This window comes from Kocuria sp. UBA5001 (genome assembly GCF_002398425.1).
GTDB lineage: Bacteria > Actinomycetota > Actinomycetes > Actinomycetales > Micrococcaceae > Kocuria > Kocuria salsicia.
Genome location: NZ_DGYR01000012.1, coordinates 22245 through 43297, shown reverse-complemented (window position 1 = coordinate 43297; position 21053 = coordinate 22245). Strand labels below are relative to the sequence as shown.

The 21053-nt window shown below is 71.4% G+C and carries 19 protein-coding genes and 1 pseudogene; 3 read left to right on the top strand and 17 right to left on the bottom strand.

Annotation, left to right across the window (positions count from 1 at the left end; all coding sequences use genetic code 11):
- Positions 1-26: 26 nt before the first annotated feature.
- The 12 genes and pseudogenes from tatC to B3G12_RS07290 form a co-directional block, all read right to left on the bottom strand.
- A complete protein-coding gene (gene tatC, locus B3G12_RS07345) occupies positions 27-839 on the bottom strand; it encodes a twin-arginine translocase subunit TatC (protein ID WP_144942947.1) in 813 nt (270 codons plus the stop codon).
- A gap of 355 nt (positions 840-1194) precedes the next feature.
- Positions 1195-1440: pseudogene (gene tatA / locus B3G12_RS12455) on the bottom strand (Sec-independent protein translocase subunit TatA); the annotation flags it as partial.
- Positions 1421-1804, bottom strand: a complete 384-nt coding sequence (locus B3G12_RS07335) for a hypothetical protein (RefSeq protein ID WP_144942861.1) — start codon at positions 1802-1804, stop codon at positions 1421-1423. The gene B3G12_RS07335 and the pseudogene tatA, both read right to left, overlap by 20 nt.
- Positions 1805-1827: 23 nt before the next feature.
- Positions 1828-4005, bottom strand: a complete 2178-nt coding sequence (locus tag B3G12_RS07330; RefSeq protein WP_290499828.1) for a WYL domain-containing protein — start codon at positions 4003-4005, stop codon at positions 1828-1830.
- The gene (locus B3G12_RS07325) at positions 4006-4401 is read right to left on the bottom strand and encodes an FKBP-type peptidyl-prolyl cis-trans isomerase (protein ID WP_126874796.1); all 396 of its coding nucleotides are present in this window, start codon (positions 4399-4401) and stop codon (positions 4006-4008) included.
- A gap of 63 nt (positions 4402-4464) precedes the next feature.
- Positions 4465-5472: an FKBP-type peptidyl-prolyl cis-trans isomerase gene (locus B3G12_RS07320; protein WP_222126497.1), complete on the bottom strand. Its 1008-nt coding sequence runs from the start codon at positions 5470-5472 to the stop codon at positions 4465-4467.
- 104 nt (positions 5473-5576) lie between these two features.
- The gene (gene pafA / locus B3G12_RS07315; RefSeq protein ID WP_145010795.1) at positions 5577-6986 is read right to left on the bottom strand and encodes a Pup--protein ligase; all 1410 of its coding nucleotides are present in this window, start codon (positions 6984-6986) and stop codon (positions 5577-5579) included.
- Between the two features lie 4 nt (positions 6987-6990).
- A complete protein-coding gene (locus tag B3G12_RS07310) occupies positions 6991-7197 on the bottom strand; it encodes a ubiquitin-like protein Pup (RefSeq protein ID WP_055083727.1) in 207 nt (68 codons plus the stop codon).
- Between the two features lie 150 nt (positions 7198-7347).
- Positions 7348-9015 carry a depupylase/deamidase Dop gene (dop, locus tag B3G12_RS07305; RefSeq protein WP_290499827.1) on the bottom strand — a complete coding sequence of 556 codons (1668 nt, stop codon included), beginning with the start codon at positions 9013-9015 and terminating at the stop codon, positions 7348-7350.
- Entirely contained in the window at positions 9012-10871 is a 1860-nt protein-coding gene (gene arc / locus B3G12_RS07300; RefSeq protein ID WP_290499826.1) for a proteasome ATPase, read from the bottom strand. Before arc ends, dop begins: the two co-directional genes overlap by 4 nt.
- Positions 10864-12069, bottom strand: a complete 1206-nt coding sequence (locus B3G12_RS07295; protein ID WP_290499825.1) for a tRNA (adenine-N1)-methyltransferase — start codon at positions 12067-12069, stop codon at positions 10864-10866. Before B3G12_RS07295 ends, arc begins: the two co-directional genes overlap by 8 nt.
- 230 nt (positions 12070-12299) lie before the next feature.
- Entirely contained in the window at positions 12300-13481 is a 1182-nt protein-coding gene (locus B3G12_RS07290) for a site-2 protease family protein (protein ID WP_290499824.1), read from the bottom strand.
- An 83-nt stretch (positions 13482-13564) separates the two neighbouring features.
- Here B3G12_RS07290 and B3G12_RS07285 point away from each other — a divergent pair, with 83 nt between their 5' ends.
- Positions 13565-14461, top strand: a complete 897-nt coding sequence (locus B3G12_RS07285; RefSeq protein WP_144942856.1) for a PAC2 family protein — start codon at positions 13565-13567, stop codon at positions 14459-14461.
- Positions 14462-14576: 115 nt separating this feature from the next.
- Here the strand turns inward: B3G12_RS07285 and mshC are convergent, their stop codons facing one another.
- The 3 genes from mshC to B3G12_RS07270 form a co-directional block, all read right to left on the bottom strand.
- Positions 14577-15887 (bottom strand): cysteine--1-D-myo-inosityl 2-amino-2-deoxy-alpha-D-glucopyranoside ligase, encoded by a 1311-nt coding sequence (gene mshC / locus B3G12_RS07280; protein ID WP_290499823.1) that lies wholly within the window; start codon positions 15885-15887, stop codon positions 14577-14579.
- A 125-nt stretch (positions 15888-16012) separates the two neighbouring features.
- Positions 16013-16846, bottom strand: coding sequence for an undecaprenyl-diphosphate phosphatase (locus B3G12_RS07275; RefSeq protein WP_290499822.1), 834 nt, complete (start codon positions 16844-16846; stop codon positions 16013-16015).
- 253 nt (positions 16847-17099) lie between these two features.
- Positions 17100-17465 carry a primosomal protein gene (locus tag B3G12_RS07270; RefSeq protein ID WP_144942853.1) on the bottom strand — a complete coding sequence of 122 codons (366 nt, stop codon included), beginning with the start codon at positions 17463-17465 and terminating at the stop codon, positions 17100-17102.
- A 40-nt stretch (positions 17466-17505) separates the two neighbouring features.
- On the opposite strand from B3G12_RS07270, the gene B3G12_RS07265 reads away from it, so the two are divergent.
- On the top strand, positions 17506-17751 hold the full coding sequence (locus tag B3G12_RS07265; protein WP_414672736.1) for a DUF5703 family protein: 246 nt from the start codon (positions 17506-17508) through the stop codon (positions 17749-17751).
- A 9-nt stretch (positions 17752-17760) separates the two neighbouring features.
- On the opposite strand, the gene B3G12_RS07260 is transcribed toward B3G12_RS07265, so the two are convergent.
- Together B3G12_RS07260 and B3G12_RS07255 are read right to left on the bottom strand one after the other, a co-directional pair.
- Entirely contained in the window at positions 17761-18945 is a 1185-nt protein-coding gene (locus B3G12_RS07260; RefSeq protein ID WP_290499821.1) for an acyl-CoA dehydrogenase family protein, read from the bottom strand.
- A 72-nt stretch (positions 18946-19017) separates the two neighbouring features.
- Positions 19018-20367 (bottom strand): M20/M25/M40 family metallo-hydrolase, encoded by a 1350-nt coding sequence (locus B3G12_RS07255; RefSeq protein WP_290499820.1) that lies wholly within the window; start codon positions 20365-20367, stop codon positions 19018-19020.
- Positions 20368-20508: 141 nt separating this feature from the next.
- Between B3G12_RS07255 and B3G12_RS07250 the strand changes: the two genes are divergently transcribed.
- Positions 20509-21012 (top strand): GNAT family N-acetyltransferase, encoded by a 504-nt coding sequence (locus tag B3G12_RS07250; RefSeq protein WP_144942850.1) that lies wholly within the window; start codon positions 20509-20511, stop codon positions 21010-21012.
- Positions 21013-21053 lie beyond the last annotated feature (41 nt).

The window sequence follows — 21053 nt, the reverse complement described above, 5'->3', positions numbered from 1 at the left end:
GGGCCGTCGCGGACCGGTGATCGGGCTCACTTCTCCGCGGCGGTGCTGCCCATCGAGCGCAGGGCCTCCGCGGAGGTCCCCCGGTCCGCGCTCGCGCCGGTGGCGGCCGCCTGCTTCGCGGCCTTCTTCGCCCGACGGCGGTCCAGGTAGAGGCACAGCGCCACCGCCACGAAGAACAGGACGAGCAGCGGGATGGCCAGGTAGAGCATGGTCATGGGATCCGGCCCGGGGGCGGCCATCGCGGAGATCACGAGCACGATCACCACCACCACGCGCCAGGACTTGAGCACCGTGCGCCCGGACAGCAGGCCCATCATGTTGAGCCCCACGAGCAGCACGGGCACCACGCACGAGAATCCGAAGGTCAGGATCAGCTGCAGGAAGAACCGCAGGTAGACGCTGGCCTCCACGAAGTTCGCGCCGCCCTCCGGGGTGAACGCGGTCAGGGCGTAGACGGCCGCAGGCAGCGCGGTCACGGCCATGGCGCAGCCACCCAGGAACAGTGGGATGGCCGCGGCCAGGAACCCCAGGGCATAGCGCCGCTCGTTCTTGTGCAGCGCTGGAGTGATGAACGCCCACAACTGGTACAGCCACACGGGCGAGGCGAAGATCAGTCCGAGCACCAGGGCCACCTCGACCATGATGTTGAACGAGCCGCCCACCGACGAGTAGTTGATGGTTGCCGTGCGCCCGGACTCGGCGAGGCGCTGCAGCGGCGCGGTGATGTACTGCATGAACGGCTCGTAGGCCATGAAGCCGAGCACCGCGCACAGCACCGTGGCCACGGCGGACTTGATGAGCCGGTTGCGCAGCTCCCGCAGGTGCTCCTTCAGCGCCATCTCCGCCTGGGGGTTGCGACGCCGCGACGTCGCTTTCCTGCGCTGCCTGCGTTCCCGGCGTGCGGAGGCACCCGCGGTCCCGGTCTCGGGAGTGGACATGGCTCACTGGCCTCTCTGACGGGCGTGCCCCTCGCACGGGACGGGGCCGAGCCGACGGGCTCGGCCCCGGATCACGCGAGGGCTGACGGACTGCTGCCGCTCAGGCGGTGGGCCGCTGGTTCTGGTCCACGACCGGCGCCCCCTGGACGGGCTGCACCGGAGCCGCGGACTGGACCGGGGCGGGCTGGGTGGCCGTGGGCTGCTGCACGGTCGGCTGGGCCGCGGGCTGCGCCACGGTGGGCTGCTGGGCGGGGGCCTGGGCGGTGGCGCCCTGCTGCGCTGTGGCACCGGCCACCGGTTGGCCGTTGGCCACGGGCTGGCCGTTGACCGTCACGTTGGGGTCGTCGTCGTGCTTCATCTCCTTGACCTCGGACTTGAAGATGCGCATGGACTGGCCGAGGCTGCGGGCCATGCCAGGCAGCTTGGGCGCCCCGAAGAGCAGGAGGATGACCACGAGGATCAAAATGATGGTGATGGGGCTGTCAGCCAGACGACCGAACATGGTGGAGTCCTTTCGTTTCTGCCCGGCGCACGTCCCGGTAGCTCTGGGGCTGTCCCAGTGCCTCCCGACGCTGCATCCTGCGGATGAGCCGAGCGGTCTGTCGTTGGTCGCGGCCGCTGCGGTACGCGGCGCGGGTCTCGTCCACCGGGGTGAACAGGGCGGAGGGGGCGGGGGTGCGCAGCGGCGTGGACTGCCCCTGGGCCGCGGCGTTCCAGCGGACGGAGAAGTCCTCGGCGGTGCGCTCGAGGTCGTCCAGGGCGGGCAGCACCTGACCGCGCAGGGTCCGGTAGAGCAGCCATCCGATGAACGCCGCGCTGCTCAGGACCAGCACGGTCCACAGCAGGACCCACATCCACCAGAGCATGCTGCCAGTATAGGCGGGTCAGCCTAGGTGCGGGCTGTGCCGCTGCTGTCGAGCCACTGTTCCACGGCGGCCACGGCCTCCGGCGGGGAGACCACGCCCACGTGTCCCGCGTGGCGTGTCACCAGGGAGCACAGCGCGTCCAGCGTGGGGAAGTCCACCTCTGCCGCCACGAACTCCGGAAGCGGCCGCGGACCCCGTGCCGTGCGCGGACGGGCGGGCTCGCGCGCGCCGTGGGCCGCGGCGTCGTCGTCCGCTCCCCCGGCCCCTGGCCCCCCTGTGGCCGGGGCGGGAACCTCGACCTCAACGTGCCGCTTGGCGTGGTAGTGCTCCACGATCCACCGGCCGCGGCGGTCCGTGACCACCACGGCCTGCACGGGGCGGCGCTTGGCCGGCTGGATGCTCGAGCGCACCTCGGACTCCATCCGGGGGTGCACCTCTGCCTCCCCGGCGTCCTCGCAGCCCACGATCCGGTCCGTGCGGAACGTGCGCGGCGCGTTGGCCTGCAGGCACCACCCGCGCAGGTACTGGTGGCCGTCCGAGAAGATCATCCGCACCGGGTCCACGAGCCGCTCGGTGACCTCGTCCCGCGAGGTCACGAGGTAGCGCAGCCGCACGCGGCGCCCGTCCGCGATGGCGGCCCGCAGCCCGGTGACGAGCTCGCTGTCCCGGGGCTCCGAAACAGCGTCGGCGTCCGGAACGTCCAGCGCGTCCGCGAGCGGCAGGGCGTCCGCGGCGGTGGCGACCTTGCGCATGGCAGAGCGCACCACGCGGCTGTCACCGCCGGGAACCGCCTGCAGGGTCTGCAGCCCCATGAGCAGCGCGCTCGCCTCGGGCACGGTGAGCCGCACGGGCTCCGAGAGCTCCTGGGCGTTGCCCAGGTAGATGTGGCCGTCGTCCCAGGAGGCGTCGATCAACTGATCCGGGAGGTGGCCGGGGCGTCCGCACACGAACAGGGTCTGCAGGTCGTTGACCAGCTCCGCGTCCGTGATGCCGAAGTGCCGTGCGGTCTCCTCCAGCTCCGCACCCTGGTGCGCGTAGACGTGGCGCACGATGTGCAGCAGCCGCGCGAGGTGCTGCTCCGTGCTGGCCTTGGCCGCACCGTGGCGGCGCTGCTTGCCCCACTGCACCTGCACCCCGGACATCCGCGCCTGGAACGCGCGCGCGTCCTCGAGCCGCCGGGCCACGGCGTCCGCGACCGCCACCTGGGTGTCCTTGCCCACCGTCCCGTCCGGGTCCGCTCCCGTGGCCGGTTCGCGGGGCACGACGGCGTCCGGTCCGGCCGCGCACACGTGCTCCGCCGCGGACTCGGTGTCGTGCACCGCGAGCTGCACGGCGTCGTAGCCCTCGGGGGCCCGCCACGCGGGCGAGTCGGACGGAGCGGCAATGCGGCGCAGCAGCTGGCCCGCGCCCTGGCGGACGTGGACCACCACGCACAGCTGCGGCGGCTGGCTGACCATGCGCGCGAGCTGACCGCCCATGGAGAAGTCCCTGGGCGGCTCGAACGTCTCGCGCGTGGTCTCCACCTCGGAGATGATGCGGGAGAGCCGGAACGTGCGCTGTGCACGCCGGTCCGTGTCCCAGCCCGCGAGGTACCAGGCTCCGTAGCGGGAGCCCACGCCCCACGGCTGCACCGTGCGCTGGGAGAACGCCCCGGTGCGGTCCACGTAGTCGAAGCGCACCGTGCGGTGCGCAAGCACTGCCGAGAGCAGCGGCTCGAAGGCGGGGTCCGCCACGGCCACGGTGGGCTGCAGGTCCCGGCCCGGCGCCGCCTCGCCGCTGAGCGCCGGTTCGAGCTTGTCGAGGGCGCGGCGTGCGAGCCGGTCCTGGGCAGCGTCGTTCCACGCGTCCGCCGCGACGGCGAGCACCGCGGACTCCTCCGCGCTGAACCGCACCCGGGGCAACCGGTACGAGCCCCGGGGCACGCGGTAGCGGGGGGTGAGCTGCGCGTCCGAGGCCCAGGGGTCGTCGTCCGGGATCTCCTCCACCGGGTACCCGAGTGAGCGCAGGTGCGCCTTGTCGCGCTCGAACATGCGCTCGAACGCGTCCTGATTTCCGGCGCGGTCGTAACCGGGCACGATCCCGCGCAGCTGCTCACGGGTGTACCCGGACTCGCGGTCGAGCAGCGCGATCAGCAGGTTGAGGAGCCGCTCGGCGGACGCCGTGGTGGAACGGCGCGCCGAGGGTCCCGCGGAGGGCGCCATTCAGCGGACGTCGAGCAGGTCCACCACGAAGATCAGGGACTCGTCCGGGCCGATCGCGGCGCCGGCGCCGCGCGAGCCGTACGCCAGCTCGGAGGGGATCTCCAGCCGACGCCGACCACCCACCTTCATGCCCAGCAGACCCTGGTCCCAGCCCTGGATGACCTGTCCCACGCCCACCGTGAAGCCCAGCGGCTCACCGCGGTTCCAGGAGGCGTCGAACTCCTCGCCGCCCGAGTACGTGACACCCACGTAGTGGCACGAGACCGTGTCCCCGACCTTCGCCTCCCGGCCGGTGCCCTGGATCTCGTCCACGATCCGCAGCTCGGTGGGAACCGGGTCCTGGGGGAAGTCGATCTCCGGCTTGGAACGATCAAGCTTGCGCTGTCCGAATGACACGGGCTCTACCTTTCGTCGTGGGCCCCGGGCGGGGCCGTGCCGAGCACACAGTGTAGCCGTGTCTCACTTGCCGGACGCAGAGGACTCCGGGCTCGCGCTCGGCGCCGTGGACGCACCGGGGGTGGCGCTCGCCGAGGCCTGCGGGCTCGCGGTCTCCGTCTTCGGGGTGGGTGTGGTGCCGAGGATGTCCACCACGAACACGAGCGCGCCCGCGGGGTACTGGGAGTCCTTGCCGAGCTCCTTCTCCGTGCCGTAGGCCTTGTCGGTGGGTATCACCAGCTCCACGCGCGAGCCCACCTTCTGGCCCTTCAGACCCTCCTTCCAGCCGGCGATCACACCGTTGAGGGGGAAGGAGGCCGGGGTGCCCTTCTCGTAGGAGGAGTCGAAGGACTTCCCGTCCGCCCAGCGCACGCCCACATAGTTCGCGATCACGGTGTCCGACTCCTTGACCGTGTCACCGTCCCCCTCGATCAGCACGTCCGTCTTCAGCTCCTTGGGCTCGCTGCCGGAGGGCTTGGCGATCGTGGGGGTGCCCTTGTCGTCCTGCGTGACGTTGGGCATGCCCTTGGAGGGGGTCTTCATCTTCTCGTTGAGCGGCGGCATGATCTTCTTGGTCACCTGGTAGACCTCCACCGAGGTGGAGTCGTCCCCCTCGGAGGCCGCGCCGCTGGTCTTGGGAGAGCTGTACGCGATGATCTCCCCCTCCTTGGCCTTCGTCAGGGCGTCGTACATCTGCGGCAGGGAGTCCTTGAGCTCGTCGTTGACGGTCAGCACCTGTCCGGCACCCTGACTGTAGGTGTCCCCCAGCGAGGAACCATCCGAGCCCTTGTACAGGGCCGCCTGCAGCATGATGCTGTCGCCGGCGTGGATCTCCTCACCGTCCCCCTCCTTCAGGACCTTGGTCTGCGCGTCGTCCACCTTCAGGGGGGTCTCGAAGGACACCGACGGCGCGGTGCCCTCCGAGGGGTCTGCGGACAGTTCCACGGAGTCCCAGCCCGAGCCCCCGCCGCAGCCGGTCAGCAGCAGGGACAGGGCGAGCGCGGCGGTGCCGGCGGGGATGATCTTTCGCACGAGGGGGTGACCTTTCGTCATCGGGGTGCTGGCTCGGGGCCAATGTAGAGGGCCCGCGTGGGCCGCGGCTGGGAGAGTCCCCGGAACACTGCGGGCGGGTGGGGTCAGGCGCGTCCGGAGGTGATCTCCGCGATCAGCCCCTCGACGTCCGGCTGGGTGGTGGCGAAGGGGTCCTTGCACATGACCGTGCTCTGCTGGTGCTCCCCGTTGAGCTTCAGGTGCACCCAGTCCACGGTGGTGCTGACCCCGGCGTCGTGGGCCGCGGCCACGAACCGCCCGCGCATCTGCGCCCGGGTGGGAGGGCCTTCGACGACGGCGCGCTCGACGTCCTGCGGGGTCACGAACGTCTCCACGGCACCGCGGCGCTCCAGCATGTGGAAGAGTCCGTGGCGCGCGGAGGTGTCGTGGTAGGCGAGGTCCAACTGCGCCATGCGGGGGTGGGACCAGTCCATCCCGTGGGCGCTCGCGTAGGAGTCCAGCAGCTTCTTCTTGATGGCCCAGTCCAGCTCGCGGTCCACCAGCGCGCTGTCCTGCTCCTCGACGGCCCGCAGCCCGCGGTCCCACAGACCGAGGACCCAGTCGAGGCGGTCGTGGTGCGCGCCGTGGCGCTGCACGAACCGGGTGACCTCCTCAAGGTACTCGCGCTGCAGTTCGATCGCCGAGCGGTGGCCCCCCGCGGCCAGCTCCAGCGGTGCCAAACCGGTGAGGTCGTGGGAGACCTGCCGCAGGGCGGCGGCCGGGTCCGCGAGCGTGCGGTCCGGCAGGATCTGGCCCGCCTCGATCATCCGCAGCACCGCGTCCGTGATGCCGATCTTCAGCGCCGTGGTGGTCTGGGACATGGACGAGTCGCCCGTGATGACGTGCAGCCGGCGGTAGCGCTCGGCGTCCGCGTGCGGTTCGTCCCGGGTGTTGATCATGGGGCGGGAGCGGGTGGTGGCCGAGGACGACCCCTCCCACACGTGGTCCGCCCGCTGGGAGAACGAGTAGCCGGGGCGCCCGTCCCCCAGGGCCAGGGAGCCGAAGGACGGCGGCCCGTCCGGGTGCACCCGGCCCGCGCCCACGAGGATCTGCCGCGTGACCAGCAGCGGCAGCAGGTGCTGGACCAGCCGGGAGAACTCCGTGCGGCGGGCAATCATGTAGTTCTCGTGCGAGCCGAACGAGTTGCCTGCGGAGTCCGCGTTGTTCTTGAACAGGTGCACCGTGCCGCCCACGCCCTCGGCGTCCAGGCTCTCCTGCAGCTGGGCGCGCAGGTCGTCCACGATCCGTTCGCCGGCGGCGTCCTGGGCGACGACGTCCTGCAGGGTCGCAGCCTCTGCCGTCGCGTACTCGGGGTGGGAGCCCACGTCCAGGTACAGGCGCCCGCCGTTAGGCAGGAACACGTTGGAGGCCCGCCCCCACGCGAGCACCGGTGCGAACAGCCGCCGCGCCGTCTCGTCCGCACCCAGGGGACGGCCCTGCGGTGCGCTGTGGGTCAGTCCGAACTCGGTCTCGATCCCGTAGATGCGCCGTTCCACGCCGTCACTGACCGCCCTTCTGGACGAAGCCCTTCACGAAGGCCTCGGCGTTGGTCTCGAGCACGCCGTCGATCTCGGCGAGCAGGTCGTCCGTGCCCCGGGTGTCGTGCTGGGCCTGGGCGGCCCCGGACGACGGCGGGGTGGCCGGCGCGGGTGCGTCCGGCTCCTCCTCGCGGCGGGACCCCGTGCCGAAGATGCGTTCCTGTGCCATGTCTCCTCCTGTGTGCCCGGGATTCGTTCACCCGGACGTGTCCGTTCGTGTCTGCGTGCGTCTCTTGTCCGGTGGTGCGTGTGCCCGCGTGCCACCCGGCCTGCCGGTGGTCGCTCGTGCGGCCGCGCCGTCCCTGTGAGCGGCACCGGGTCAGTCGGTGCCGCTGCCTGTGACCAGTCCGGGGCGGTGCCGGGCCACCTGGGCCACCCACTGCTCGGCGTCCGGGGCGGTGAACCAGTCTCCGCTCACCTTCCGGGTGAGGTCCCCGGGCTCGGGCATCGCGATCCGTGCGCCGCGGCGCACCCCGGGGAAGCTCACGCTCACGGTGTCCCACCCCACCCCGGCCATTGCCTCCGGATAGGTGGCCACTGCGGTGCCGCGGAACCACGCGCGGGTGTCCACGGGAGGGGTGTCCGCGGCGTCGACGATCCGGGCGTGGTCCACGAGGGTGCGGATCCGCCCGCCCGCCGCGAGCCGGTGGTAGAGGCCCTTGTCTGGCCGGACGTCCGCGTACTGCAGGTCGATGGCGAGCAGCCGCGGGTCGTCCCAGGACATCGCGTCCCGGCGGCGGTAGGCCTGCAGCAGGGCGTACTTGGCGGCCCAGTCCAGGCGGTCGGCCAGCTGGGCCGGGTCCGCGGCGAGGCCCGTCAGCACCTCGTCCCACAGTTCGAGCACCTGCGCGGTGTCCGGGTCCAGTCCGTCCGGGGCGAGCTCGGTCTCCAGCTCCAGGGCCGCCCGGTGGTACTCGCGCTGCAGCTGCACGCCCGTGAGCTCGCGGCCGTCGCGCAGGGGCACGGTCGTGGCCAGGGACGGGTCGTGGCTGATGCTCTGCAGGGCGGCCACGGGGTCCACGAGGTCCAGTTCCGGGACACGGTCGTGCTCCACGAGGTTCAGGACGAGCGAGGTGGCACCGAACTTCAGCAGGGTGGCCGTGTGGGAGAGGTTGGCGTCTCCGATGATCACGTGCAGCCGGCGGTAGCGGGCGTCGTCCGCGTGCGGTTCGTCCCGGGTGTTGACGATCGGCCGGTGGATGGTGGTCTCCAGCCCCACGGTGCGCTCGAAGAAGTCCGCGCGCTGGCTGAGCTGGAACCCGGGCCGGGAGCCGTCCGTGCCGATCCCCACGCGTCCGGCCCCGCAGACCACCTGGCGGGACGCGAAGAACGGCAGCAGCGCCGCGGTGATCCGCTCGAACGGGACGTCTCTGGAGACCGTGTAGTTCTCGTGGGCCCCGTAGGAGACGGACTTGTTGTCCGTGTTGTTCTTGTAGAGGTTCACGGGCGCGCCCTGCCCGGAACCCGCGGCGAGGAAGTCCACAGCCCGGTGCGCCACCACGTCCCCCGCGGCGTCCCATGTGAGGGCGTCGAGCGGGTTCGTGACCTCCGGGGAGGAGTACTCCGGGTGGGAGTGGTCCACGTAGACCCGCGCGCCGTTGGGGATCACGGTGTTCATGACCACCCGGCGCCAGTCCATGTCCTCCGCGTACAGCGCGGACTCCTGGATGGCCTCGGCTGCGATCTCCTCGGCCGTGAGCTCCGGGGCGGTGTCCGTGAGCTGCGACGGGTGGGCCGCTTCCCGGTCCATCGTGAAGCCGCGGGCGTCCGTGAGCGGGGCCTCCGAGCCGTAGTTCCACGCCGTGCCGAGCGGGGCGTTCTGCGATCCCGCACCCTGCTGGTTGGCAGCCGAGCGGTGCTGGCGGGCCACCCAGGCGGCGTAGCCGGTCACCACGCGCGTCGAGAGCACCGTGGGGTTGGCCCCCGGCTCGCCCTGGGCCAGCACGCCGAACTCCGTCTCGCTGCCCATGATCCTGCGCACCGTCACCGCGCGCCACCGCGCAGCGCACCGGCACCGGTCGCTGAACCGGCGGCGGAACTGTCAGCCGAACCGACCGCTGAGCCCGTGCCGGAGCCAGTTTCCGATCCGGTGGACCCATCAGTCGAGGACGCGGTCGAGGATGCTGACGCGAGCGCGCCCTGCTCCGTGGCATCACCCTGCACCGGGGTGTGCCGCACGATCCGCACGTCCTGGAACGTGTCCGCGCGGCGTCCCGTGAGCCGGGCCCAGTCCTCGGCGTCCCCCGTGTTCGGCAGGTCCTGCTGCTCGTGGAACTCCTCGTCCACCGCACGCACCAGGTGCTCAGCGGTGAGCCCGCGCCGCCCGGTGGTGAGAAGGGTCTTGATCGCCTGCTTCTTGGCGCGGTCCACCACGTTGCGGATCACCGCGCCGGATGCGTAGTCCGCGAAGTAGAGGGTCTCCTGCGAACCGTCCTTGTGAGTGATCGTGAGGAACTCCGTGTCCGGCACCCGCGCGTACATGCGCTCCACGGCGGCCCGGACCAGCTCCTCCGCGGCGGCCGCGCGGGAACCGGCGCGGGCGACGTCGTCCTCCCGCAGCGGGAGGTCCTCGGTGACGTAGAGGGAGAAGATTTCGCGGGCGCTCTCGCGGTCCGGACGGTCGATGCGGATCTTCACGTCCAGGCGTCCGGGGCGCAGCACGGCGGGGTCGATCATGTCCTCACGGTTGGTGGCACCCACGACCATGACGTTGTCGAGCTTCTCCACGCCGTCGATCTCCGTGAGCAGCTGCGGCACGATCGTGGTCTCCACGTCCGAGGAGAGCCCCGAGCCGCGGACCCGGAACAACGAGTCCATCTCGTCGAAGAACACGACCACGGGCACGCCCCGGGCCGCCTGCTCGCGCGCGTTGGCGAAGATCGAGCGGATCTGCCGCTCCGTCTCCCCCACGTACTTGTCCAGCAGCTCGGGGCCCTTGATGTTCAGGAAGTACCCCTCGGCCCGCGAGCGCCCGGCCTTCGCGGCGCTGCGCTCGGCGAGGGAGCGGGCCACGGCCTTGGCGATCAGTGTCTTGCCGTTGCCCGGGGGCCCGTAGAGCAGGATGCCCTTGGGCGGGTGCAGGCCGTGCTCGCGGAAGATCTCGGGGTGGATGTGGGGCAGCTCCACGGCGTCGCGGATGGCCTCGATCTGGGGGCCCAGCCCGCCGACGTCCGAGTAGCTGACGTCCGGGACCTCCTCCAGCACGAGCTGCTCGACGTCCGTGCGGGCCACGGGCTCCAGGGCGAAGCCGGTGCGGTGGTCCACGGTGACGGCGTCGCCGGGTTTTGGGCGCTCGCGGCGCAGCCTGCCGGAGAGCAGCAGCACGCGCTCCTCGTCCGAGCGGCCCACAGTGAGGACGCGGTCGTGGTCCACCACTTCCTTGACGGTGGCGACCTCCCCGGTGCGCTCGTAGTCGAGCACCGCGACCACCACGTAGTTCTCGTTGAGCAGCACCCCGAGGCCGGGTTCGCACGCGCCCAGAGAGACGAGGGGGCTCAGTGCCACGCGCATCCGACGCCCGGCCGCGAGCACGTCCACGGTGGGTCCGGTGACCACGGGGCCGTCCCCGGTGGCCTCTCCCACCGGCTGCCTGCCGTGGTTGACCTGCAGGATCGTGGCGAACGTGGCGGGCGGCTCGGCCTCCGCAGCCAGGGTCTTCTTGAGCGTCACGATCTCCTGGCGGGACGCGTTGAGCAGCCGCACCAGCTTCTCGTTCTGCGAACCCAGGGCGCTGAGCTGCTTGTCGAGGTTGCGCTTCTGGTCCCGCAGCATGGCCATCTGCCGCTGCACGATCTCCTCCGACGAGCGCTGGGGCCGCTGCTGCGGGTGGGGTGCCTCAGACATGACGCTCCTCGTCCAGCCGCTCACCGGCCACGGTCGGGTGCGCGGCCGAGGCGCCCTGGGTGTCCTGGGTGCTCGAGGTGTCTGGGGACGACGACGCGCTTTCCGTGGCGTCGTCGCTGGCGGTCACCACTGGGTGCCTGTCCGACTCCGCGCGACCCTCGGAGATCTCGCGGTCCGCGCGGGCGGCGTGCTGGGCCAAAGACGTTGCGTCGCGCCCGGCGCGACGGAGCTTCTTGTCGGAGACCACGCGCTCGCCCAGGGCCACCGGGGTCCAGGCCTGCAGGTCCTCCTCGGTGTACTCGCTCTTCGATGCGCGCCGCTTCGGCGCGAGCCGGGGCGAGCCGTCGGCAAGGCGGCGGGACTGGATCAGGAAACCGGTGTGGGCGACCATGCGGTGGTCCGGGCGCACCGCGAGCCCTTCCACGTGCCAGCCTCGAACCATGGTCTCGGAGGCCTCGGGCTCGGTGAAGCGCCCGTCAGCGCGCATGGCCTCGGCCACGCGGGAGAGCTGCGGCACGGTGGCGACGTAGCAGATCACCACACCACCGGGTGCTATCGCGGTGGCCACGGCGTCCAGGCACTCCCACGGTGCGAGCATGTCCAGCACCACGCGGTCCACGGAGCCCGGCTCCTCGTTCTCCCCGAGCTCCTCGGCGAGGTCGCCCATGCTCAGGTGCCACGCGGGGTGCGGGCCGCCGAACATGGTCTCGATGTTCCCGCGCGCGATCTCAGCGAACTCCTCGCGGCGCTCGAAGGAGCGCACGTGGCCCTCGTCCCCCACTGCCCGCAGCAGCGAGATGGTGAGGGCGCCGGAGCCCACGCCGGCCTCGACCACGCGCGCCCCGGGGAAGATGTCCGCCATCGCCACGATCTGCCCGGCGTCCTTCGGGTACACCACGGCGGCTCCGCGCGGCATGGACAGCACGAAGTCCTTGAGCAGGGGGCGCAGCGCCTGGTACTGGATGCCCGAGGTGTTGGTCACCACCGTGCCCTCCGGCCGCCCGACCAGCAGGTCGTGGCCGAGGACCCCGCGGTGGGTGTGGTGCTCCCCTCCATCCACCAGGGTGATGGTGGTCATCTTCCCGCTCTCGTCCGTGAGCTGGACGCGCTCACCGGAGCGGAACGGACCGCGCCGGTTGGCGGCGCCGCGCACCGGGGCGGGGGTCACGGGGATGTCTCGGGGCTGCTGCTGGGTCATCTGCTCACTTTCACACCTGCTCGACGATGACGGCGGGTGCCGCCCGTCCTCGGCCCGCCGCACTGCCGTGCCGGGGCCTCTTCTCATTCTCTCACCGTACCCACACCGCTACCACCGGGGACGACGCCGCCCGCGCGCTGGCGGGGCCGCCGTCGCCTCGTAGCGGGCCGGGGTGGGGTGGAGAGGGGGCACTGCCGAGACCACGCCCGCCGGGATCCCGTCCGCAGAGGTCAGCGGTGCAGCGCGTGGCGCACGAGGTCCTCGTGGTGCACGACCCCCGTGACCGGGGCGACGTCGTCGGCCACCCACACCCACTGCAGCCGCCCGGCCTCCAGCTGCCGCGCGAGTTCGCCACCGGGGGTCCGCGGGGCGACCACCGCGTCCGCCGGGTACCACTGACACACGTCCCCCAGTGCCACGCGGGAGCGCTCCGGCAGCGGCACGCGGGCCGCGAGTGCGGGGTCGAGCACGCCGAGGGTGCCCCGGGCCGCGTCCCGGGCGACCACGTCCGGCGTCCAGCCGCGGTAGTCGTCCCCGGTGGCCGCCGTGACGGTGGCGTCAACGAGCGAGAGTGGGGTGGCGGGCGTGAACTCCATGGCGGGGCGGGCGATCTCCTCCGCCCGCACGGAGTCGAGCCGACCCATCAGCCGCGCCTGCCGCAGTGCCTGGCCGGCACCCGCGACGATGAATGTGACGACGAGCAGCGAGACCACGAGCACGGCGGGCTGGCGCCACTGCTGCGTCCACGCGAGCCACAGCACCAGCAGCGCGGCGATCCCCCGTCCGCACCACGCGGACACGGCCGTGCCCCGCCACTCGGAGCCGGTCACCGTCCACACCACGGCCTCGACCACCCGGCCGCCGTCCAGGGGCAGGCCCGGCAGGAGGTTGAACAGTCCGAGCACCCAGTTCGCGATCACGAGCAGCTGCGCGAGTGCCCACCAGGGCCCGGTGGCCCCGGCCGGTGCGGCAGCGAGCAGGACCTCGCCGAGGACCGCGAGCGCCACGTTGGCCAGCGGGCCGGCGAGGGAGACCAGAGCGGTGGGCAGGGGTCGGGTGCGCACGGTGCCGAACGTGGTGTGACCGCCCATCAGGGTGAGCACGATCCGGTCCACGGGCCACCCGGCGCGTCGCCCGGCGGCCGCGTGCGCGAGCTCGTGTGCGAGCACGCTCACCGCCAGGCCCACGGCGAAGCCCAGCGCCACCACGAGGTTCAGCCACCCGAGGTCCGGGTACACCCGCCACAGCACCGGGCCGTACATCACCACGGTCAGGCCCGCGATCAGGAACCACGAGCGGTCCAGACGGACCTCCACGCCGAGCACCCGGCCCAGGCGGACCCCGCGAGAGCGGCGCGGGCGCCCCGCGGGTGAGGAGGCGGCGTCGGGGGCGGGGAAGCGGGGATCGGCCATGGTGCACATGGTAAGTGGGCCACCCGGCACCGGGCTGGGTGGCCGTCGTGGAACCGCCGGGACGGGCGCCGTACAGTGGAGCGGTGAGCACATCGCACAGCAATGCGGAGCAACCCGGCACCGGTCCCTTCGGAGTGGTGCGTGACGGTCGGGAGCAGGAGACCGTCACGGTCCTCATCGCCGCGTTCGAGGGCTGGAACGACGCCGGGGACGCCGCAACCGACTCTCTGAAGCTGATCCGCGAGCACCTCGGGGCCAAGGAGGTCTTCGAGGTCGAGTCGGACGACTACTACGACTACCAGTACTCGCGGCCCATCATCCGGCGTTCACTGACCGGGGAGCAGAAGCTGCACTGGCCCAGCACCCGGCTGACGAAGGCGAGCGTGGCGGGCACGAACCTCGACGTGGTCCTGCTGCACGGCTGGGAGCCGTCCTACCGGTGGCGGACCTTCACGGCGGAGCTCATCGAGCAGGCCACCGCACTGGACGTGGACTTCGTGATCATGCTGGGCTCCCTGCTCGCGGACGTCCCCCACACGCGCCCCATCCCCGTGACTCTGACCTCGGACACCGAGGAGTTGCGGGAGGAGCTCGAGATCGAGGCACCCCAGTACGAGGGCCCCACGGGCATCGTGGGGGTGCTCTCCCACATGGCCGCCCTCGCGGGCTTCCCCACGCTGAGCATGTGGGCCGCCGTGCCGCACTACGTGGCGCACTCGCCCTCCCCGAAGGCCCAGCTCGCGTTGCTGCGCCAGCTGGAGGACCTGCTCGGCATGTCGTTGCCCCTGGAGCCGGTGGTCGAGGATGCCGAGGCGTGGGAGCGCGGCGTGGACGAGCTCGCCTCCGAGGACCCGGAAGTCGCGGACTACGTCCGGCAGCTCGAGGAGGCCAAGGACACCGTGGACCTCCCGGAGGCCACCGGGGACGCGATCGCGCGCGAGTTCGAGCGCTACCTGCGCCGCCGCGACGACCGCAAATGACCCGGCCCCGCGGTCACTCGCCCGTCACCACGGGGGCACACACCGCGCCGGGCACGGAGGAGGGCCCACGGACACCCTGTTCGGGGTGACCGTGGGCCCTCCTCCCACCGGGTCCTCAGAGGACGACGCCGAGCAGCGCGTCGAGCGTGTCCCGCACCAGCTGCGCGTCCTCCGCGGACGACTCGGAGCCGCGCTGGGCGGCTCCGCCCAGATTCCGGGCCGCCCACGCGTCCACGGCGAGCAGCGCCGCGGGAGCGTCGAGATCCTCGGCCAGTGCCGCACGCACGGCCTCCAGCAGTGCCTGGGCCCCGGCCGTCTCCGGCTTCGCGGCGGCCTCCCGCCAGCGGACCAGACGGCGCTTCGAGTCCTCCAGCAGCTCGTCCGTCCAGAACCAGTCTGTGCGGTAGTGGTTCGAGAGGATCGCGACACGGATGGCGGCCGGGTCCACGCCCTGCTGCCGCAGGGTCGAGACGAGCACCAGGTTGCCCTTGGACTTGGACATCTTCTCGCCGTCCAGCCCCACCATGGCGGTGTGCACGTAGTGCTGAGCCATCGGTTCGCTGGACAGCGCGTAAGCGTGCCCCGCGCCCATGTCGTGGTGCGGGAACGCGAGGTCCGAGCCACCACCCTGCACCGTGAACGGCGTGGGCAGGTACTTCAGCGCGATCACGCTGCACTCGATGTGCCACCCCGGGCGGCCACGGCCCAGGGACGCACCGTCCCACGAGGGCTCCCCCGGGCGCTCAACGCGCCACAGCAACGGGTCCAGGGCGTCGCGCTTGCCCGTGCGATCCGGGTCCCCGCCGTGGTCCGCGAACAGGGGCATCATCTGCCCGCGGTCCATGCGGCACGTGCTGCCCACCACCCAGGCGTCCGGGTCGTCCTCGCGCAGGCGCCCCGCGGCGGCGACGTCGAAGTAGACGTCCCCGGCGGGTGCCGGCTGCCCGTCCTGGCCGGTGCCCGCAGGCACCCGGTAGGCCAGCCCGCGCTCCACGAGCCGCTCGACGGCGGGCACGATCCACTCCACGGCCTCGGTGGCACCCACGTAGTGCTCCGGAGCGAGGACGTTCAGCGCGGCCATGTCCGTGCGGAACAGCTGCGTCTGTGACTCGGCCAACTCACGCCAGTCCACGCCCGTGGCGATCGCGCGCTCCAGCAGGGGGTCGTCCACGTCCGTGACGTTCTGCACGTAGTCCACGGGGTACCCGGCGTCGCGCCAGGCACGGTAGAGCAGGTCGAACGTGACGTACGTGGCGGCATGGCCCATGTGGGTCGCGTCGTACGGAGTGATCCCGCACACGTAGAGCCCCGCGCGGTCCCCCAGCGGCGCCACCGCCTCCGTGCGTCCGGTACTCGTGTCGTGCACCCGCGGGACGGAGGACGTCCCGGGCAGTTCCGGGACCGGGCGGCTGGGCCAAGACTTCATGTTCACCTTCGGTAGGAGGAGCTGACGGTACTCACGATCGCAACGGGCCCCGCCGGTGCGCTATTCCCCGGGACACGGGGAGCCACTCGCCGGGGCCGGTCGCCACGGCGGGTGCCCGGGCAGGATCAGGCGTTGATCAGGCCCGTGCCGAGCAGCACGAACACCACGGCACCCAGCAGCACGCGGTACCACACGAACAGGTTGTAGCTGCGCTCGGAGATGTAGTGCATGAACCAGCCGATGATCAGGTAGCCCACCGCGAACGCAATGACGGTGGCCACGGTCGTCTGGCCCATGGTGTAGACCCCGCCGGCCTCCTTACCGCTGACCGCCTTGTAGAGCTGGTAGAGCCCGGAGGAGAACACGGCGGGGATCGCCAGCAGGAACGCGTAGCGCGCGGCGGCAGCTCGCGTGTAGCCCATCAGCAGACCGGCGGTGATGGTTCCGCCGGAGCGGGAGACTCCCGGGATCAGCGCGAGCGCCTGCGCGAAGCCGTAGCCCACGGCGTGCTTGAGGGTCAGGTCCTCCAGGCTGCGCTCCTGCTTGCCCACCCGGTCTGCGATGGCCAGGAAGAGACCGAAGACGACGAGCATCGTGGCCGTGATCCACAGTGAACGGAACTGCGTCTCGATGTAGTCCTGCAGCAGCAGGCCGAGCACCGCAATGGGCAACGAGCCCAGGATGATGAACCACCCCATGCGGGCGTCCGGATCGCTGCGGTCCACCCTGCCGGTCAGCGACAGCGCCCACCGCTTGATGATGCGCACGATGTCCCGCCAGAAGAAGATGATCACAGCGGTCTCCGTGCCCAGCTGCGTGATCGCGGTGAAGGTTGCACCGGGGTCCGCGCCGTTCGGCAGGAACTCGCCCACGATCCGCAGGTGCGCGGAGGAGGAGACGGGGAGGAATTCTGTCAGGCCCTGCACCAGGCCCAGGATTATCGCTTCGATCCAGTTCACGCGACAACTGTACGGCACCCCCTCCGGGCCTCCCCCGCCACCGGCCTGAGAGCACTCTGGGCACCCACCGCGCGCCCGATCCGCACGCTGGATCCACGCCGAGGTCACAGGTGCGGGTCACAGGCCACGGGCGTCACAGTCGGCGGCGTGGCCGCGACGTCATCGGCGGGAACCCCGGGTGTCTTCCTGGGGGAAACGCACGAGGGCCCCCACCAGCGGTGGGGGCCCTCGTCGATCCGGTGTGCCGGTCGCGTCAGCGGCGCTCGCGCGACCCGTTGGAGGAGTCTGCGGAGGAGTCGTCGTCCTCGTCGTAGTCGTCCTCGTCCACGAGGTCCTCGTCCAGCATCTCGTTGTCCTCGAGGAGGTCGTCCTCCTCGTCGTCATCGTCCTCGTCGTAGTCATCGTCCGAGTCGTCGTCGTCCGCGAAGACGGTGAGGGGGGTGACCTCGTCGTAGGCGTCGTAGAGCGCCTCCTCGTAGGCCTCGAACGAGTTCGCGATGGCCAGGTAGGCCCCGTCCACCGAGGGGTCGTCGTCCGAGCGGCGGTTGGCCGCGGCGGCGAGGTGTTCTTCGAGGGCGTTGACGAGAGATTGCAGGGCGGCGCGGGGATCGGTGCTCATGGTGTAGACGTTAGCCGGTATCGGAGCAGAATGGGTAGCGATGAAAGAACAACGTCTGAAGCACAGTTCGGTGTCCGGCCACCCCACCATGACCGGACGCGACGAGCGCTACGAGTACCTCTCGCTGACCGTGGCGCCCCGCGAGAAGATTGCCGAGGCCCGGACCCGCGTCAAGGAGCACGCGGAGTACGGCAAGTGGGAGCTGATGCGCTCCGCGGTGCTCTACGGGGGTGCCCGGCGCTACGTGATGCGCCGGCGCATCATGCGCGTGGATCGCACGCTCTGACTCGGGGCCTCACTCGCAGACGGGCCCGAGCAGGGAGGTGGCCGTGGCGGCGAGCACCGACTCCGGGTCCGAGGGGTGGTACAGCCCCGCGAGCACGTCCCGGTAGAGGCGTTCCAGCTCCGTGCCGCTGCGGTACTGGGACCCTCCGGAGGCGCGCAGGACAAGGTCCACGACCTCCCGGGCGGACTCGGTGGCACGGTGCTTGACGCCCGAGAAGAGGATGAACCAGCGCGCGCCGTGTCCGGGGTCTCGTTCGGACCCCAGGGCGTCCACGTCCGCCGCGAGCTGCCGCAGCTGCAGCTCCACCCCGTCGCGCAGCACCCCGGCCCGAGCGATGTGGCGGCGGATGTCCGGATCGTCCGAGTACGGGGCGCCCTTGGCGAGCGAGCGGCGGGCGGTGGTGATCTCGACCGCCACCTGGATGGCCCGGTCCGCAATGCCCGTGTAGACGGCCGCCAGCAGCAGCTCGAAGCACCCGAAGATCCCCCACACCACCGGGTCCGGGTTCGGCCCCACCGGCGTGGTGGTCAGCAGGTCCTCCCGCCGCAGCAGGGCACCGTCCAGCACGGTGGTGCAGGACTGCGAGCCCCGCATGCCCAGGGCGTCCCAGTCCTGGCGGACCTCCACGCCGGGCACCTCGGTGGTGTGCTCTGCCCGGGTGAGGAAGCCGACGACGAGCCGCGCGGCGTCGTCGTCCCGCTCCGTGCGCGCGTGGACCAGAAGGCGCGTCCACCGCGGGGACAGGGACGTGAAGATCTTGGTGCCGTAGAGCCGCCAGCCCTCGGGGGCGTCGTGCGCGCGGGTCGTGGCGTCGAAGAGCACGGAGTCGTTTCCGGCCTCCGAGATGCCGAACGCGAAGACCTCCCCGGCCACCGCATCCTCGAAGATCCGCCGGGCGCGCTCGTCCCCGCGCAGGTGCAGGGTGTAGCCGATCCCCACGACGACGTGGTGCATGTTGATGCCCAGGGCCGTGGCCGGCGCCGCGGTGGCGAGCCGACGCTGGGCCGCCACGGCCTGCTCCAGTGTGAAGCCCAGCCCGCCGAACTCCGTGGGCACGAGCATCCGCAGGTACCCGGCCTCCCGCAGGGCCTCGAAGTCCTCGTCGAAGAAACGGTTCTCGCGGTCCACCGCGCCCGCCCGGCCCCGGATCTGATCGATCAGCTCGTCCGGCAGCAGTTCGGTGACGGCGTTCATCTCAGGCTCTTTCCATGGGGTGCGTTCGGGACGCGGTGGTTGAACGGTGCAGGGGAGGCGACGCCGCGCGGCTCAGTAGCTGCGCAGCAGCCGGTCGAGCACGCGGGAGCCGAATTCGAGCGAGGACACCGGAACCCGCTCGTCCACACCGTGGAACATGCCCGTGAAGTCCAGCTCCGGGGGCAGCTGCAGGGGCACGAAGCCGTAACCGGTGATGCCCAGACGGGACAGGGACTTGTTGTCCGTGCCGGCGCCGAGCATGTAGGGCAGCACCACGGCGTCCGGGTCCTCCGCGCTCAACGCGTCCACCATGGCGTCCACCACGGTGCCGGAGAACGGGACCTCCAGGCCGATGTCCTCGAACTCGGTCTCGATGCGCACCCTGTCTCCCGCGAGCTCCTGCAGCTTGGCGCGCACGTACTCCTCCTGCTCCGGCAGGAAGCGGACGTCCACCGAGCCCTGGGCGGAGCCGGGGATCACGTTCGTCTTGTAGCCGCCGTCCAGGCGGGTGGGGTTCGAGGTGTTCTGCAGGGTGGCACCCACGAACCGTGAGACCGCCCCGAGCTCCTTCAGCAGCCGCTGGGGGTTCTGGGGGTCGAACTCCACCCCCGTGAGCTCGGTGACCTCGTCCAGGAACGCGCGGGTGGTCTTGGTCAGCTCCACGGGCCACGTGAACTCGCCGATGTTCGCCATCGCCCGCGAGAGGTGGGTGACCGCGTTGTCCTCGTGCAGCCCCGAGCCGTGGCCCGCCTGACCCTCCGCAACCAGCCGCAGCCACATGAAGCCCTTCTCCGCCGTCTGCAGCAGGTACGCCCGGCGCCCGCCGATGTCGGCGGAGAAGCCACCCACCTCGCTCAGGGCGTCCGTGACGCCGTCGAAGACCTCCGGGTGCTCCTGGACCATGTACTTGGAGCCGTAGCGCATGCCGGCCTCCTCGTCCGCGAAGAACCCGAAGACGATGTCCCGCTTCGGCCGCGTTCCGGTGCGGCGCATGTGGCGCAGCACCGAGAGCATCATGGCGTCCATGTCCTTCATGTCCACGGCGCCGCGGCCCCAGATCATGCCGTCCCTGACCTCCGCCGCGAACGGGTCCACGAACCAGTCCTGGGCCATGGCGGGCACCACGTCCAGGTGGCCGTGCACGAGCAGCGCGTCCGCGCCGGGGTCCGAGCCCTCGAGGCGGGTGAAGACGTTTGCGCGGCCGGGGGCGGACTCGAAGTACTGGGCCTCCAGGCCCACCTCCTCGATCAGCCCGGCCACGTACTCGGCGGCCGCACGCTCGCCCTCCGCCTCCCCGCTCGCGTAGTTGGAGGTGTCGAAGCGGATCAGTTCCCGGCAGATCCGGGCGGTCTCCCCCTCGGGAGAGGAACCGCCTGCGGGGGTGGCGTCCGCTGCCGAGGGTGCTCCGGTGTGCTCGCTCATGGTCCTCGTCTCTCGTTGCTGTCTCTCGCCGCCGCGGTGGGTCTGCACCCCACGGTAGTCCCCGCGTGGACTTGCAGGGGTTCTCCGCTACTCTGAATGACGGATGCACCCGTGTTCACTCCTGACCCGTGGAAGGCCGTCATGACTGGAAACATCACACTGATCGCCCGCACCGCGCCCGGTTCCCGCGAGGTCACGGCCACGAGCCGCGCCGTGACGGAGGCGGACACCGCGGAGCTCACCCGCCTGTTCCTGGAGGCCTACGGTTCCAAGATCTCCGGCACCGCCGAGGATGCCGAGCGCATGATCCGCGGCGCATTCCAGGGAGACTTCGGCCCGTTCCTGAGCCGGGAGTCGCAACTGATCGAGGACGAGAACGGCACCCCCGTGGCCGCCGCCGTGGTGCTGGAGCGGCGCAAGGACCGCACTCTCCCGGACGTCCCCTACCTCTTCGAGCTCTTCACGGCCTCCTCCCACCGCCGCCGCGGCTACGCGGAGCAGCTCGTGCGCCAGGTCATGGCTTCGCTGCACGAGAGCGGTTACGAGGAGGTCTGCGTGCGCATCCCGGAGGACAACGCCGCCGCGCTCGCCCTGTACCTCACGCTGGACTTCAACCGCTGGACCCCCGAGCAGGACGAGTTCTAGTCCGCTCCCTGCCTGGCACGCGCCCGGGTCGCGACGTTGTA

Bases quoted from the DNA above. Each gene is read 5' to 3' on its own strand.
- B3G12_RS07265 (WP_414672736.1), top strand. From the start codon at position 17,506: ATGAAAGAACAACGTCTGAAGCACAGTTCGGTGTCCGGCCACCCCACC.
- B3G12_RS07335 (WP_144942861.1), bottom strand. From the start codon at position 1,804: ATGCTCTGGTGGATGTGGGTCCTGCTGTGGACCGTGCTGGTCCTGAGC.
- mshC (WP_290499823.1), bottom strand. From the start codon at position 15,887: ATGAAGTCTTGGCCCAGCCGCCCGGTCCCGGAACTGCCCGGGACGTCC.
- B3G12_RS07295 (WP_290499825.1), bottom strand. From the start codon at position 12,069: ATGACCCAGCAGCAGCCCCGAGACATCCCCGTGACCCCCGCCCCGGTG.
- B3G12_RS07255 (WP_290499820.1), bottom strand. From the start codon at position 20,367: ATGAGCGAGCACACCGGAGCACCCTCGGCAGCGGACGCCACCCCCGCA.
- B3G12_RS07290 (WP_290499824.1), bottom strand. From the start codon at position 13,481: ATGGCCGATCCCCGCTTCCCCGCCCCCGACGCCGCCTCCTCACCCGCG.
- arc (WP_290499826.1), bottom strand. From the start codon at position 10,871: ATGTCTGAGGCACCCCACCCGCAGCAGCGGCCCCAGCGCTCGTCGGAG.
- B3G12_RS07250 (WP_144942850.1), top strand. From the start codon at position 20,509: ATGACTGGAAACATCACACTGATCGCCCGCACCGCGCCCGGTTCCCGC.
- tatC (WP_144942947.1), bottom strand. From the start codon at position 839: ATGGCGCTGAAGGAGCACCTGCGGGAGCTGCGCAACCGGCTCATCAAG.
- B3G12_RS07330 (WP_290499828.1), bottom strand. From the start codon at position 4,005: ATGGCGCCCTCCGCGGGACCCTCGGCGCGCCGTTCCACCACGGCGTCC.
- B3G12_RS07260 (WP_290499821.1), bottom strand. From the start codon at position 18,945: ATGAACGCCGTCACCGAACTGCTGCCGGACGAGCTGATCGATCAGATC.
- B3G12_RS07270 (WP_144942853.1), bottom strand. From the start codon at position 17,465: ATGAGCACCGATCCCCGCGCCGCCCTGCAATCTCTCGTCAACGCCCTC.
- B3G12_RS07310 (WP_055083727.1), bottom strand. From the start codon at position 7,197: ATGGCACAGGAACGCATCTTCGGCACGGGGTCCCGCCGCGAGGAGGAG.